15 protein-coding genes are annotated in these 14,531 nt (G+C 65.1%); 10 read left to right on the top strand and 5 right to left on the bottom strand.

Annotated elements, in window-relative coordinates; genetic code table 11:
- A partial coding sequence (locus VGN46_RS09975) for an XdhC family protein (protein WP_331643263.1) occupies positions 1 to 591 on the bottom strand: 591 nt, incomplete at its 3' end.
- Positions 592 to 694: 103 nt separating this feature from the next.
- Here VGN46_RS09975 and VGN46_RS09970 point away from each other — a divergent pair.
- The 4 genes from VGN46_RS09970 to VGN46_RS09955 all read left to right on the top strand — a co-directional run bounded on the left by VGN46_RS09970 (position 695) and on the right by VGN46_RS09955 (position 5,393).
- Positions 695 to 1,186 carry a (2Fe-2S)-binding protein gene (locus VGN46_RS09970; protein WP_331643261.1) on the top strand — a complete coding sequence of 164 codons (492 nt, stop codon included), beginning with the start codon at positions 695 to 697 and terminating at the stop codon, positions 1,184 to 1,186.
- Positions 1,183 to 3,420, top strand: coding sequence for a xanthine dehydrogenase family protein molybdopterin-binding subunit (locus VGN46_RS09965; RefSeq protein ID WP_331643259.1), 2,238 nt, complete (start codon positions 1,183 to 1,185; stop codon positions 3,418 to 3,420). Before VGN46_RS09970 ends, VGN46_RS09965 begins: the two co-directional genes overlap by 4 nt.
- Positions 3,417 to 4,718: a cytochrome c gene (locus tag VGN46_RS09960; RefSeq protein ID WP_331643257.1), complete on the top strand. Its 1,302-nt coding sequence runs from the start codon at positions 3,417 to 3,419 to the stop codon at positions 4,716 to 4,718. The genes VGN46_RS09965 and VGN46_RS09960 overlap by 4 nt, the downstream gene beginning before the upstream one ends.
- Positions 4,719 to 4,808: 90 nt before the next feature.
- A complete protein-coding gene (locus VGN46_RS09955) occupies positions 4,809 to 5,393 on the top strand; it encodes a TetR/AcrR family transcriptional regulator (protein WP_331643255.1) in 585 nt (194 codons plus the stop codon).
- On the opposite strand, the gene VGN46_RS09950 is transcribed toward VGN46_RS09955, so the two are convergent.
- On the bottom strand, positions 5,394 to 6,326 hold the full coding sequence (locus VGN46_RS09950) for a patatin-like phospholipase family protein (RefSeq protein ID WP_331643253.1): 933 nt from the start codon (positions 6,324 to 6,326) through the stop codon (positions 5,394 to 5,396).
- Positions 6,327 to 6,348: 22 nt separating this feature from the next.
- The gene (locus VGN46_RS09945) at positions 6,349 to 7,374 is read right to left on the bottom strand and encodes a class 1 fructose-bisphosphatase (RefSeq protein ID WP_331643251.1); all 1,026 of its coding nucleotides are present in this window, start codon (positions 7,372 to 7,374) and stop codon (positions 6,349 to 6,351) included.
- Positions 7,375 to 7,729: 355 nt separating this feature from the next.
- Between VGN46_RS09945 and VGN46_RS09940 the strand changes: the two genes are divergently transcribed.
- The 6 genes from VGN46_RS09940 to VGN46_RS09915 all read left to right on the top strand — a co-directional run bounded on the left by VGN46_RS09940 (position 7,730) and on the right by VGN46_RS09915 (position 12,955).
- Positions 7,730 to 8,368: a glutathione S-transferase family protein gene (locus VGN46_RS09940; RefSeq protein ID WP_331643249.1), complete on the top strand. Its 639-nt coding sequence runs from the start codon at positions 7,730 to 7,732 to the stop codon at positions 8,366 to 8,368.
- 69 nt (positions 8,369 to 8,437) lie between these two features.
- Positions 8,438 to 9,142: a YafY family protein gene (locus VGN46_RS09935; RefSeq protein WP_331643247.1), complete on the top strand. Its 705-nt coding sequence runs from the start codon at positions 8,438 to 8,440 to the stop codon at positions 9,140 to 9,142.
- 124 nt (positions 9,143 to 9,266) lie between these two features.
- Positions 9,267 to 11,000, top strand: a complete 1,734-nt coding sequence (locus tag VGN46_RS09930) for a DUF885 domain-containing protein (RefSeq protein ID WP_331643245.1) — start codon at positions 9,267 to 9,269, stop codon at positions 10,998 to 11,000.
- Positions 11,001 to 11,129: 129 nt separating this feature from the next.
- The gene (locus VGN46_RS09925) at positions 11,130 to 11,531 is read left to right on the top strand and encodes an MbcA/ParS/Xre antitoxin family protein (protein ID WP_331643265.1); all 402 of its coding nucleotides are present in this window, start codon (positions 11,130 to 11,132) and stop codon (positions 11,529 to 11,531) included.
- Positions 11,528 to 12,229, top strand: a complete 702-nt coding sequence (locus tag VGN46_RS09920; RefSeq protein WP_331643243.1) for an RES family NAD+ phosphorylase — start codon at positions 11,528 to 11,530, stop codon at positions 12,227 to 12,229. The genes VGN46_RS09925 and VGN46_RS09920 overlap by 4 nt, the downstream gene beginning before the upstream one ends.
- Positions 12,230 to 12,247: 18 nt before the next feature.
- Complete coding sequence (locus VGN46_RS09915; RefSeq protein ID WP_331643241.1) at positions 12,248 to 12,955, top strand: SGNH/GDSL hydrolase family protein; 708 nt, start codon at positions 12,248 to 12,250, stop codon at positions 12,953 to 12,955.
- Positions 12,956 to 13,213: 258 nt separating this feature from the next.
- Here VGN46_RS09915 and VGN46_RS09910 read toward each other — a convergent pair whose 3' ends face one another.
- Complete coding sequence (locus VGN46_RS09910; RefSeq protein WP_331643239.1) at positions 13,214 to 13,459, bottom strand: hypothetical protein; 246 nt, start codon at positions 13,457 to 13,459, stop codon at positions 13,214 to 13,216.
- Between the two features lie 71 nt (positions 13,460 to 13,530).
- A complete protein-coding gene (phhA, locus tag VGN46_RS09905) occupies positions 13,531 to 14,418 on the bottom strand; it encodes a phenylalanine 4-monooxygenase (protein WP_331643237.1) in 888 nt (295 codons plus the stop codon).
- Between the last annotated feature and the right edge of the window lie 113 nt (positions 14,419 to 14,531).

Here is a 14,531-nt window from a genome sequence, read left to right as displayed (position 1 = left end):
CGGCGCGGCGTCGTGGCCGCTGCCCAGGATGAACAGCTGCGGCGACGGCGCGATCCGCTCGACCAGCGCGGTGACTCCGTCGCGCTCGACGACGCCGGTGGCACCGCGCGCGAGCTCGGCGAGCACGCCGATCGCGGGTGCCGTGCCGGGGCCGACCGCGAGGCGCGTACCGACCGGAAGGGACCCGGCGATCACGGTAACGAGCGTGCCGGTCATCTCCGCGGCGAAGCAGGCGCGGGCGAACGACAGCGCCTCGTGATCGGCGCCCGCGGGGACGTGCTCGAGGAGCAGATCGACGACGCCGTCGCAGCCGAGGCCGACGCGGTAGGCCTCGCCGTCGTCGCTCGCCGAGTCGTAGGTCGCGATGACCGGGCCGTCCTTGCAGCGGTGCGCCCCCCGGAGCAGGACGTCGCCCTCGAGGCAGCCGCCGCTCACGCAGCCGGCGAGCCAGCGCTCCCCGGCCACGAGCATCCGCGCGCCCGGCCGCCGGTAGGACGATCCGCTCACCCGCACGATCGTCGCGAGCAGATACGCCTCACCCCGCGCGCGCAGGGTCGCGGCCTCGCGCGCGATCCGCTCGAGCTCGTTCATCGCGTCTCCCGTATAGCGAAATGCGCGCCAGGACGCACCCCCCGATCGCGCAGGGTGCTCCCGGCTTGACCGGGGTGCGCAAGCCGCCGAAGGTAACGGTCCGATGAAGCTCGACGTCAACGGTGCGACCCACGAGGTCGACGCCACGCCCGACATGCCGCTGTTGTGGGTCATCCGCGACCTCCTGAACCTCACCGGCACGAAGTTCGGCTGCGGGATGGCCCAGTGCGGCGCCTGCACGGTGCACCTCGATGGCAAGGCCGTCAGGTCGTGCCAGCTACCCGTATCCGCGGTGGGCGACCATGCGGTCACCACGATCGAAGGCATCGGCAAGACCCCCGAAGGCACGAAGATCCAGCAGGCGTGGCTGGCGCTGGATGTCGTGCAATGCGGCTACTGCCAGTCGGGCCAGATCATGTCGGCGACGGCCCTGCTCACGCGGACCCCGAATCCAAGCGACGCCGATATCGATGCGGCGATGTCCGGCAACATCTGCCGCTGCGGCACCTACGTGCGTATTCGCGAAGCGATCCACCAGGCGGCTACCGGCACGCCCGCCGGCTTGCAGGTGATCGTCGACGGGAGCCCGGCATGAACGCGCGGACCGACCACGATGCCATGGATCCGGGCCGGCGCGCGGCGCTGAAAACCGCCGGGACGGGCCTTGCCGTGGCCTTCCTGTGGACGGCGGGCATGGGCCCCGCGTTCGCGACCATGAGTGCGCGCCGACAGGACGCCGATACCGCCACTGCGGCAGCCGATGGCAACCCCGCCTTCGTCCCCAACGCCTTTATCCGCGTGGATGCGGACGGCAAGGTGCGCCTGGTGATGCCTACCGTGGAAATGGGCCAGGCCATCTATACCGGTATCGCGATGATGCTGGCCGAGGAACTCGGCGTTGGCCTCGACCAGGTCACGATCGAGCACAGCCCACCCAATGACGCGCTGTACGGTCAGGCCCTGCTCGGCGGCGGACAGATTACCGGCGGCTCCACCAGCACTCGCGGCCAGTGGCAGGTGCTGCGCGAAGCCGGCGCGGTCGCCCGCGAGATGCTGGTCGCCGCAGCTGCCGCGCAATGGCATGTGGATCCGGCGGGATGCAGCGCGGCGCGCGGCGTCATCACGCACGTTCCCTCCGGCCGCACACTCGGTTTCGGCGCGGTGGCCGATGCCGCCGGGAAGTTGCAGCAGCCCGCCAGCGTCAAGTTGAAGGAGCGCAAGGATTTCACCCTGATTGGCAAACCACTGCGCCGTGTCGATTCCCCCGACAAGGTGACCGGTGCGACCCAGTTCGGCATCGATGCGCAGGTGCCTGGCATGAAGTTCGCCGCGGTGCGCACTAGCCCCGAGCTGGCGGGCGCGCTCGGCGCGGTGGACGACAAGGCCGCGCGCGCCATCCCTGGCGTGATCGATGTCATCAAGCTCGGCAACGCGGTCGCCGTGGTGGGCGAGAACTACTGGATCGCATCGCGCGGCCTCGATGCCCTGGACATCACCTGGAAGCCAGGCGTCAACGCGAACCTGGATACGCAAGGACTGATCGACGCATTGAAGCAAAGCTCAGAAAAGGGCCCCGCGATCGTCGGCCGCAAGCCGAAAGGCGATGCACCCGCCAGCGGCAAGCGCGTCGATGCCGAATACATCACGCCCATGTTGGCGCATGCCCCGATGGAGCCGCTGAACGCGACCGTCCACGTCACGCCCGGAAAGTGCGAGGTATGGACGGGTTCGCAGGTACCGACGCGTGTGGTTGCGGAGGCCGCGCGTATCTGCGGTATTCCTGCCGAGGCCGTCACGCTGCATGGTTACTACCTCGGCGGCGGCTTTGGGCGCCGCCTTGAAACCGACCAGGCCGAGCAGGCCGTCGCCTTCGCGAAACAGGTCAGCTATCCGCTGAAGGTGATCTGGAGTCGCGAGGAAGATATCCGCCACGACCGGGTGCGCCCGCTCTACTTCGATCGCATTTCCGCGACGCTAGGCGATGACGGCAAGCCGGTGGCGTGGCACCACCGCATTACCAGCGGCACCGTGCTTGGCCGCTGGCTGCCCGGCGCGATGGGCAAGGACGGCATGGACAGCGATGCGATCGAATCCGCCGCCGACCTGCCGTACGTGATGGATAACGTGCTGGTGGAGTGGGTGCGCCACGAGATGCCGCCGGGCCTTGTCGTCGGCTGGTGGCGAGGCGTGGGCCCTACGCATAACCTTTGGGTGGTCGAGAGCTTTATCGATGAGCTGGCGCATGCCGCCGGCAAGGATCCCCTGGTCTATCGCCGTTCCATCATGGCCCCCGGTTCACGCCCACTGGGTGTGCTGGAACTGGCGGCATCGAAGATCGGCTGGGGTAGTGCGCTGCCAGCGCGCTGCGGGCGTGGCATCGCGGTGGGCTCGCCGTTCGGGAGCCACGTATGCCTGGCCGTGGAAGTGGAGGTCACCCCGCAAGGTGTCGTGAAGCTGCGTCGCGCCGTGGCCGCCATCGATAACGGCATCACCATCAACCCGAGCTCGGTGAAGGCGCAGATCGAGGGCGGGGTACTGTTCGGGTTGAGCGCGGCGCTCTACAGCCGCATTACGATCGAGCATGGCGCGATCCAGCAGAGCAACTTCCACGACTACCGCAACCTGCGTATCAACGAGACACCGTTGGTCGAAGTGCACCAGGTGCAGAGCGACGAAGCACCGGGCGGCATCGGTGAAGTGGGCACCGCCATCGCGGCACCTGCGCTGGCCAATGCCATCTTCGCGGCCACCGGTATTCGCCTGCATGAGATGCCGGTTGCCCTCACCTTGCTGGCGCAGCCCGATGCGCTTAAACAGGTGGTGTCATGAAACGCATCGCGATTCTCCTCCTCGTACTGATCGTCATCGGCGCGGCGGCATTTTTCATGCTGACGCGCCCCGATACCTCGGATGGCACCGCGCCCCTCATCGCGGGCGCGCCATCGAATGCCGATCCGGTGGTCCGCGGTGCCTACCTGGCGCGCGCGGCCGACTGCGTGGCGTGCCATACCGTGGCCGAAGGCGGGAAGCCCTTCGCTGGCGGCCTTGCCTTCAAGCTGCCGTTCGGGACGATTTACTCATCCAATATCACCGCCGACCCGGAGACCGGTATCGGCAACTGGACCGACGACGAGTTCGTCCGCGCCGTACGCGAAGGCATCCGCAACGACGGTAAGCACCTCTATCCTGCGTTTCCCTACACCTCGTACACCGAACTCAGCCGCGCCGATGTCCTCGCGATCAAGGCCTGGCTATTCACTCAGCCGAAGGTCAACCAGGCGAATCGTGCCAACGATCTCGGCTTTCCCTACAACCAGCGCTGGGCCATGGCGTTCTGGAATGCCGCGTTCTTTCGCAGTCATCGCTTCGAGCCGGATGCGGGGCGGCCGCCCGAATGGAATTCAGGCGCCTACCTTGCCGGTGCGTTAGGCCATTGCAGTGAATGTCATACACCGCGCAACTTTGGTTTTGGGCTGAAGCACAGCGATGCCCTCGCCGGCGAAGTCGTGAACGGCTGGCGCGCCTACAACATCACCTCGGATGGCACGCACGGCGTGGGCCACTGGTCGGACGAGGCGCTGGCCCAATACCTGCGTACTGGCCATGCGGATGGCCACGCATCGGCCTCCGGTCCGATGGGCGAGGCGGTGGCGCACAGCCTGCAGTACCTCACGCCGGAAGATACGGCCGCGCTGGTGAGCTGGTTGCGCACGGTGCCAGCGCGTGAAGGCAAGGATCCCATCGTGGTGGATGCGAAGGCGCAGGCGATGCTGGCCTCCACCGAGGCCGCACCCGGCGGTGATGCCAGCACGAACGCCATGGGTTCGCATCTGTTCGAGGGTGCGTGTGCAAGCTGCCACCAGTGGAACGGTGCCGGCCAGCAAACGCCCTATGCCAGCCTTGCAGGCACCCGCGGCGTGAACGACCCGAGCGGCGCCAACGTCACCCAGGCGATCCTGCAGGGGGTGAAGATGCGGATTGGCGAGAACGAGGTGTATATGCCTGCCTTTGGCCACGCCTATAGCGATACCGAGGTGGCCGCCCTGGCGAACTACGTGATCGGGCATTTCGGAGGAAAGCGTGGCGAGGTGACACCGGAGGATGTGGCACGCCAACGTGCCTTATGAAACCCTGCCATTGGTCGCGATATTTCAATACGCAAGGATTCGCTACACTGTCCGCAGGGTGGGGCAAGCACTCATGAACGGGCAACGGGCATGCGGTATGACAAGGGTCACAAGGAGCTGACACGACAGCGGATTGTCGAAGCAGCGTCGGAGCGGTTCCGCGCCGATGGCATTGATGCGGTGGGTGTCGTCAGCCTCATGGGTGACGTCGGCCTCACCCAGGGTGGGTTCTACAACCATTTCCCCTCCAAGGAGGATCTGGTCCGTGAGTGCGTGGCCAGTGGCGTGGCGGCGGCGACCCAGCGCATGGCCGACCGCGTCGCGACCTCGCGTGGCGAGCGCTACCGTGCATTGGTGAACCACTACCTGTCGGCCGAGCACCGGGACAACCCCGCGAGTGGCTGCGTGGCGGCATCCCTGGCCAGCGAGCTGGCGCGCCGGCCCGAGGAAACCCGCGTGGTGTTCACCGAGGGTGTGGGTGGCATGGTCGAGGTGATCGCCTCTACGCTGCCGGATACCGTGCGCGGCAAGCGCCGCCGCGTACTTGCGACAGCCGTGTTGTCCTCGATGGTGGGCACCCTCGCGCTGGCGCGCGCGGTGGCCGGCGAGAGCATGTCGGACGAGCTGCTTTCGGTCGGGCGCCAGTCGGCACTGGCGCTGATCGAAGCGGGCTGATTATTTCGCAGGGACCGGCGGCTTGCCCATGGCAGCCGTCTTCTCGGCGATCTTCGCCTTGATCGCGGGGATGGCGGCGAGTGCGGCCCGCTCGCCCTCCAGGATCGCCACGTTTTTCTGGTCGAAATCCGTGGGTCCGATCTGGCCAACCTTCGGCCGGATGACGATATCGGCGCGGCCGAGCTCCTGCTCGGCCAGCTTGCGCCCCATGATCGTGATCGACTGGCCGACGATGCCCGCCATGCTGCCGGGGTTGCTGCCATCCGGACGCGCCGAGATATCCACGGCGATGACGATATCGGCGCCGAGCTGGCGCGCCGCATCCACCGGGACCGGGCTCACCACGCCGCCATCGACGAAGTGCTTGCCATTGATCTCCACCGGCTCGAACACGCCGGGGATGCTGCTCGAGGCGCGTACCGCCTGGCCGGTGTTACCGCGCACGAAGATGGCGCGGTCGCCGGTTTCCAGCACCGTTGCGACGGCGGCGAACGGCGTATGCAGCTTCTCGATCGGCTGCTGTTTCACCAGCTGGTTCACGTAATCCTGCAGTTTCTGACCCTGGACCAGGCCGCCGGAGAAGAAGCGCACATCACGGATGCTGGCTTCATCCAGCGAGAAAGCGGTTTCCTGAAGCTGGAACGCATCCATGCCGCTGGCATAGAGCGCACCCACGACGCTGCCGGCACTGGTGCCCGAGACCACGTCGGGGTGGATCCCACTGGCTTCGAGCATCTTGATGACACCGATATGCGCGAAACCCTTGGCCGCGCCACCGCCCAACGCGAGGCCGATGCGGGGTTTGGCAGCCAGCACCGGTACGGCCGTGTCGGGACGTTCGTTGGGCTTCACGGTGTTGCCGCCGCCAAAGCACCCTGTCAGCAGGGAGGCCAGCAGGAGCGGGAGCAGGGAGCTAAGGTGGCGGGACATCATGTCGAAGGCGTCTCGGGTGGTGTCAGCCGCGGGTCTGGTCGGCTTCGAGGTGGTAACGGGTGGCGACTTCGACTTCGTTCTTCGAGCCGAGGAATACCGGTACGCGCTGGTGCAGGCCCGTGGGCTGGATCGCCATGATCCGTTCGCGCCCCGTGGTGGCCGCACCACCGGCTTGCTCGATGATGAAGGCCATGGGGTTGGCCTCGTACATCAGGCGCAGCTTGCCGGTGCCACCCTTGGCGGTGATCTTCGCGTCGAGTGGGTAAAAGAACACGCCACCACGGGTAATGATCCGGTGCACGTCGGCCACCATGGAGGCGACCCAACGCATGTTGAAGTCGCGCCCGCGTGGGCCGGTCGTGCCTGCCAGCAGTTCGCCAATGTAGCGCTGCATCGGGGCTTCCCAATGGCGCTGATTGGACATATTGATGGCGAACTCGCCTGTATCGGCCGGGATCGTGATGGCGCGGCGAGTCAGCACGAAGCTGCCGTGCTCACGATCCAGGGTGAATTCGTGCACGCCGTGGCCGAAGGTGAGCACCAGCAGGGTGCTGGGGCCGTACACCACATAGCCGGCGGCGACCTGGGTCGTACCCGGCTGCAGAAAGTCTTCCGTCGCTGGTTCGGTCACGCCATCAGGGCAGCGCAGCACCGAGAAGATCGTACCGACCGAGACGTTGACATCAATGTTCGAGGAGCCATCCAGCGGATCGAACAGCAGCAAGTGGTGACCCTTCGGGTAGGCGTCCGGGATCGGCTGCGGGTCTTCCATCTCTTCGGACGCACACGCGGCGAGGTGGCCACCCCAGGCGTTGGCCTCGAGCAGGATCTCGTTGGAGATCACGTCCAGCTTCTTCTGCGCTTCACCCTGAACGTTATCCGAGCCAGCATTGCCGAGCACGCCGCCAAGGGCACCCTTGCCCGTTGCCACGGAAATGCGCTTGCAGGCGCGCGCCACCACCTCGATCAGCAGGCTCAGCTCGCTATACACGTGGCCAGCGCGCTTCTCCTCGATCAGGAACTGGATCAATGAAATCGGTTTCGTCATCACTTCGGTCCGGGCGCGAAAGCACGCATTGTCCGGGTGCGGCGTGAATGGCGCCAGAGGGGGCTGCTGACAGCACGTTGTCAGTAGCCCCCGCGCACACTCTCCCTACCAAAGAAGAACCGGTGGAGTGCCACGCCATGAACCGCTTTCTCGACCGCCTCGCGAAGTACTACGCGCCCCTGGGCCAGCGCGGCCTGCTGATGGACGGCCACTACCGCTTCGCCCCCGACCGCCCCACCGGTAAACCAGACCCCTGTAGGAGCGCGCTTGCGCGCGATCCACGGCCACGCAAGACCCGATCGCGCGCAAGCGCGCTCCTACATAAAGCACACCATTCTTGAGAAGAGGGAAGGGAATGAACTCCAGCCGCATCGTTTTCCATCATGGCCCGCAAAGCCGCTCCACCAGCACACTCATGTTGCTGGAAGAACTGGGGGCCCAGTACGACATGCATGTGCTCAACTTGGCCGCGGGCGAGCAGCGTCTGCCGGCGTATCTCAAGGTGAACCCGATGGGCAAGGTGCCCGCCATCTCGCACCATGGCCAGCTGGTCACGGAACGCCCGGCGGTCTTTACCTACCTGGCCGACCTGTTCCCGCAGGCGGGCCTGGCACCGGGTCTTGGTGATCCGCTGCGCGGGCCCTACCTGCGCTGGCTGGCGTTCTACGGATCGTGCTTCGAGCCTGCCGTGCTCGATCGCTATATGAAGCATGCCGTGGCGCCATCCGGGACCTGCCCGTATGGCGACTATGACTCTGTCCTGGCCCTGGTCGAAACGCAGCTCGAAACGGGCCCATGGCTGCTCGGCGAACGCTTCACGGCCGCCGATATCCTCTGGGCCAACGCCCTGGACTACACCATGTCGTTCGGGCTGGTGATGCGGCGTCCGGTATTCGAGGCCTATGTGGGGCGGCTGAAGGTGCGCCCGGCGATCATCCGGGCCGCCGAGCAGGATGAGGCGCTGGCACGTGCCCAGCAGCGGGCCGCGGCCTGAGGCCCCGGAGATGCGGCTCCGTGACCATCGTCGCTTCCCGCGCGCCGCGCGGAAAGCGATGATGGACGAATGCGCCGCGCCGATCGCCTGTTCCTTATCATCAACGCCCTGCGCGGGCGGCGCACCGCGCTGCCCGCGCGGCAGCTCGCGCAAACCCTTGAGGTCTCGTTACGCACGGTTTATCGCGACGTGGCCGATCTCCAGCTTTCCGGCGTGCCCATCGAGGGCGAAGCCGGCGTTGGCTACCTGCTGCGCAAGGGATCGGACATCCCGCCGCTGATGTTCACCGCTGACGAACTCGAAGCCCTGGTTGCCGGCACGCGTTTTGTCCGCGCCTTCGCCGGTGAACGCCTGGCCCGCGAAGCGCAGGCAGCGCTGATCAAGATCGAGGCCGTACTTCCGCCTGAGTTGCGCGAGCGCGCGGCGCAATCGAAGATCTTCGCGCCGATCTGGCGTGACCCCGAGCAGGCGCATATCGCGCGGATGCTCGATCGCCTGCACGAGGCCGTATTGCAACGGCATGTGTTGTGCCTGGAATACCGCGATGCGCAGGGCCGCGCGAGCACGCGCGAGGTTGAACCGCTATGCCTGTCGTTCTGGGGGGGCGCATGGACGCTGACCACCTGGTGCCGGCACCGCCAGGACTTCCGCAACTTCCGTCCGGATCGCATCGAATCGTGCCGCGAGTCCGGCGAAACCTTCGAAGACGTACCCGGCCGCGACCTGAAAACCTTCCTCGAAACCATCCGCGGCTACTACGCCGGTCTGGAGTAGAGCCCCTGTAGGAGCGCGCTTGCGCGCGATGGGTGCTCGCGGCAAGGTGCCATCGCGCGCAAGCGCGCTCCTACAGGGGGTGCCATGCGATCATCGGGGTTTCCACGTCCCCCCTGGAACCTGCATGACTCCCTGGATTCGCGCCATCGCTCTCGCCGGCCTGTTCGCCGGTGCCGCCCACGCCGCCCAGTCGGCCGATGACGCCTTCAAAAACATCTACGAGAAAGAATGGTCGTGGCGTAACGGGCAGGCCGGCATCCTGACCTCGGGCGAGGCGCAGCCGGGCAATGGCCGCCTGGATACGGTGGATGCAGCGAGCCAGGCCAAGCGCCTCGCGTACTGGAACGATGTGCTGGCGCAACTGGATCGCATCGACCCCAAGCAGCTCAGCAACGAAGCCCGCGTCGATTACCAGGTGTATCGCGAGCAGGTGTACAACCTCGCCGCCGCCCAGCGCTTCGGCCAGTGGCAGATGCCGTTCAACAGCGATTCCGCGTTCTGGTCCGATGTCAGCTATGTCATGCATGGTGACGACCTGCGCACGCGCGAGGACTACGCCGCCTATGTGGCACGCCTGAAGCAGATCCCCGTGTGGATGGACCAGGAAATTGCCAACATGCGCCTGGGCCTGGCCCGCGGTTTCACCGTGCCGCGCGAGGTGCTCAATGGCCGCGACGTCTCCATCGCCGCCGTGGCCGAACTGAAGAACCCGGACGACAGCGCGCTGTACGAGCCGTTCAAGCACATGCCCGCCTCGTTGCCCGCGAAGGATGCCGATGCGCTGCGTGCACAGGCGCGCGATGCCATTACCCAAGGCGTGATCCCCGCCTACGCCAAGCTACTCAACTTCTTCCGCCAGGAATACCTGCCGAAGGCCAGGCCCACCCTGGCCGCGGAAGCCATGCCGGATGGCAAGGCGTACTACCTGCAGCAGATCCGCGAATACACCACGCTGGACCTCACGCCCGACCAGATCCACGCGATCGGCTTGCGCGAAGTGGCCAGCATCCACGCGCGCATGCTCGAGGTGATGAAGGAAACGGGGTTCAAGGGGGATTTCCCGGCATTCCTGCAGTTCCTGCGTACCGATCCGCAGTTCTATGCGAAGACGCCGGATGAACTGCTGATGCGCACGGCCTGGGTGGCCAAGCAGGTCGATGGTGACCTCTCGAAATACTTTGGCCTGTTGCCGCGCCAGCGTTTCGCGATCAAGCCCGTGCCGGCGGATATCGCGCCGTACTACACCTCGGGCCGTGGTGGTGCGGATACGTACCTCGTCAACACGTACGACCTGCCTTCGCGCCCGCTGTTCAACATGCCGGCGTTGACCCTGCACGAGTCGATGCCTGGGCACGCCCTGCAGCTTGCCCTCTCCGCCGAGCAGCAGGGGCTGCCGGCGTTCCGCCGTGATGGATACATTTCGGCGTACGGCGAGGGCTGGGCGCTCTACTCGGAATACCTCGGTGAGGAAATGGGCATCTACCACACACCGTACGAGCGCTTCGGTTACCTCACGTACCAGATGTGGCGCGCTTGCCGGCTGGTGGTGGATACGGGCATCCACCACCTCGGCTGGACCCGCCAGCAGGCGATCGATTACCTCACCGACAACACGGCGCTGAGCCAGCGCGAGATCGCGAACGAGGTGGACCGCTACATCAGCTGGCCGGGCCAGGCCCTGTCGTACGAACTGGGCTACCTCAAGATCCGCGAACTGCGCGCGCGCGCGGAGACGCAACTGGGCGAAAAGTTCGACCTGCGCGCCTTCCACGACATGGTGCTGGCGCTCGGCAGCGTACCCATGCCGGTGCTCGAGCAGCACGTCAACGAATGGATCGCGGCCCGCAAAGCCAGCTGATCCCCTGTAGGAGCGCGGTTGCGCGCGATGGGCCTTGCGGCAAGCACCCATCGCGCGCAAGCGCGCTCCTACATGATTTATCTCCATAAGTGGAGTATGCTTGATCACAACTCCACAGGTGAAGTTATGATGCATCACGCCATCCGAACCGAACCGAGTACTGGCGGCGACCTGGGCGGCCCCGCCCTCCGTGCCTTTTTCAGCCTGGCCGAGCACTGGAAGCTGAAGGGCGCCGAGCAGCGGACGTTGCTGGGTGATCCGCCGGAATCCACCTATTTCAAGTGGAAGAAGCAGCAGGAAGGGTCGCTCTCACGCGATGTCATCGAGCGCATCAGCTACCTGCTTGGCATCTGGAAAGACCTGCAGATCCTCTTCCCTGATACGGCCCAGGCCGATGCCTGGGTACGTAAGCCGAACGCGGCCCCGTTGTTCGGCGGCCGCTCCGCCCTGGATCGGATGCTTTCCGGCAACGTCGCCGACCTTTATGTCGTCCGCCAGTACCTGGACGCCCAGCGCGGCTGGAACGGATGAGCGCCGAGCCACCGCTCCAACGGATCCGCTGGAGCCATGCTTACCGCATCGTTTCGAGCCGTTTCCCGCCAGTAGGGCTGTTTGACCGGATCGCCGACCCGCACGATATCGATGCGGTGATGCAGATCGAATCGATGACCAATCCGCGCCTGCGCGACGAGATCGGCGCGCTGAGCCTGGTGCCGCCCGAGCGGCGCATCTCAGGCCCCGGTACGAGCCCGGTCATGGCCGCCTTCGCCCACATCGCCCCGGACGGCAGCCGCTTCTCCGACGGCCATTGGGGGGTCTTCTACGCCGCCCACACCGTGGCCACCGCCATCGAAGAAACCGTCTTCCACCGCGAGGCCTTCATGGCCGCGACGAAGGAGCCGCCCACCGATGTACAGGTGCGCTGCTACCGCACTTCGATCACTGGTCGTTTCCACGATATCCGAGGCGGCTGGGTCGCCGAGCACGACCCGGATTCCTACGTCGCTAGCGTCAAGCTCGCGCGCACATTGCGTGACGCCGGGTCCAACGGCATCGTCTATGACAGTGCCCGCCACGCTGGCGGCGAATGCATCGCGGCCTTCTACCCGGATGTGGTGGCGCCGTGCACGCAGTCAGAACACTTCATTTACCGTTGGAACGGCGAGCGGATCGAAGCGGTGCTCAAGGTCACCGCGGTCGAGCGACAGGGTTTGTCCCGCGATACCTAAACGGGGTACGGTCGGGGCATGAAACGCTTAGCGCTCGTCCTCACCCTGCTTTTCCTCGCCTTCGGCGCCGCGGCTAAAGACAACGACCACGCCAAATGGGAGCCGGATATCCAGGCCTTCGAGGCCACGGACAAGGCGACGCCACCTCCGCAGCACGCCGTGCTCTTCATCGGCAGTTCGTCGATCCGCCTGTGGTCGACCCTGGAGTCGGACTTCCCTGCTTACAAAGTAATCAACCGTGGTTTCGGCGGCTCCGACCTCGACGATGCCACGGCCTTCGCTGATCGTATCGTCAAGCCGTACCACCCGGCCGCCATCGTGGTGTACGCCGGTGACAATGACCTGCAGAACGGCGATACACCGGAACAGGTGCGCGATGATTTCGTCGCCTTCGTGGCCAGGGTGCGTGCGTACCAGCCCGATGTGCCCATCGCCTTTATTTCGATCAAGCCGAGCCTTGCCCGTCTCAACCTGCTGCCGAATATCGATCGGGCGAACCAGTTGGTACGCGACCAGGCGATGAAAGATAAGGGCGTGGCGTTCCTCGACGTGGCGCCCGCCATGGTCGATGCGAACGGCAAACCAAAGCCCGATCTGTTTATCGAAGACGGCTTGCACATGAACCCGAAGGGCTATGCGTTATGGGTCGCCCAGGTGCGCCCGTGGCTCGCCGACCACGCGATGGCCGCGCAAGTTAAACAGATCCCAAACGATGCCCCGAAGTAACACGGGAACTTCGCGGGTTTGCCCTTATCTAAGTATTCGATCGCCGAGAGGCGACCTGTTGGCAATAAGCGGGTTTTCTTACCGCCCGATTGTCCCGGGTCCCGCTATTTCCCCTGATAGCCTGGACCCGACGCGACCCCGGCAGCTCCTCCCCTGGCTGCCGGGGTTTTATTTTGCCTGAAGAAAAGCTCCTACAAAAAAATAACGGGCCGGCTTTCGCCGACCCGTCGTCGCTTGCTCCATGTCTTCCGAGCTGCGTTAGCTGCGCACGCGTCCCGCATAAGGGCGGATGGACGTATCGAACGCTCGCCACACGCCGTCGTTGCCTTCGATGTTCAGGACAATATCGGACCCGGCATGGATCGACTCCATGCGGCGGGCCTCGGTGAATGCACATTCCAGGGCATCGTCGCGCGAGCAGAACTCGCCGTATTCGGCTTCGTTCTTCTGCAGCAACCACAAACCCGGCCCGACCGATTCAAACGGAATATCGAAGACAACCACGCTGGGACCCACCCTGTTCGACCTTGGATAGTTCCATCCTAAGGATCCATTCGTTAGGGCGCCGTTGTGTTTCAGTTGTCTCCGCCGGAAGCGAAACCTTCGCGCGTGCCTTCCTGGAACACCTTGTCCGTGGAAAGGACATCGGCCGCCGCGACCGGCGCACCATGCGAGAGCTTCTCGTAGATCGGGGTGAAGTCCGGCCGGGTGGCATCGAATAGCTGGTCGAAACTATCGATCACGAAGTAGGTCTGCTGGAAGGTATCGATCCGGTACTTCGTGTTCATCACACGATCCAGCCCGAAGCCGATCCGGTTGGGCGCCTTCGAATCAATGGAGTAGATGGATTCGCCCTTCGAACTGACGATGCCGGCGCCGTAGATGCGCAGGCCCTCGGGCGTGTTGATCAGGCCGAATTCCACCGTGTACCAGTACAGGCGCGTGAGGTTCATCAGCGCCTCCGGGCCGATCGCATACGCTTTCATGCCGCCCTTGCCGTACGCCTGCATGTAATCGGCGAAGACTGGATTGAGCAGCAGCGGCACGTGGCCGAACAGGTCGTGAAACAGATCGGGCTCGGAGAGGTAATCGAGCTGGTCGGGTTTGCGAATCCACCAGCTGACCGGGAAGCGGCGGTTGGCCAGGTGGTCGAAGAACACCTCGTCGGGTAACAGGCCTTCCACGGCCACGATCTCCCAACCGGTCGCTTCACCGAGCACCTTGTTCAAGTCGTCGAAGCGTGGAATGCCGCCCTCGCCGAAGCCGAAGCGCTCCACGCCCTCAAGGAACTCCTTGCAGGCATAAGCCGGCAGCAGCTCGCGCTGGCGGCGGTACAAGGTGTCCCATACCTCATGGTCGGTCTTTGAATAGCTCGCCCACGGTTGCTCCACGGTGCCGGTCGCGTAGACGGGCACGTATCCGCGATCGGTCTGCTGGTGTTCGACGCGACGGGGGGTGTCCATGGCGGGCCTCCTTGGGGCTGTGGCTGGGGGTATGAAGAAAGCATAGGCGCAATCGCGCGCAAGAGGCTTGTGTTATTGCGCGATCAACCCCTATCTGTGCAATGATCTTGCGT

The sequence above is a fragment of the Luteibacter sp. genome (genome assembly GCF_036500425.1).
Taxonomy (GTDB): Bacteria; Pseudomonadota; Gammaproteobacteria; order Xanthomonadales; family Rhodanobacteraceae; genus Luteibacter.
This window is presented reverse-complemented; position numbering and strand designations above follow the sequence as displayed.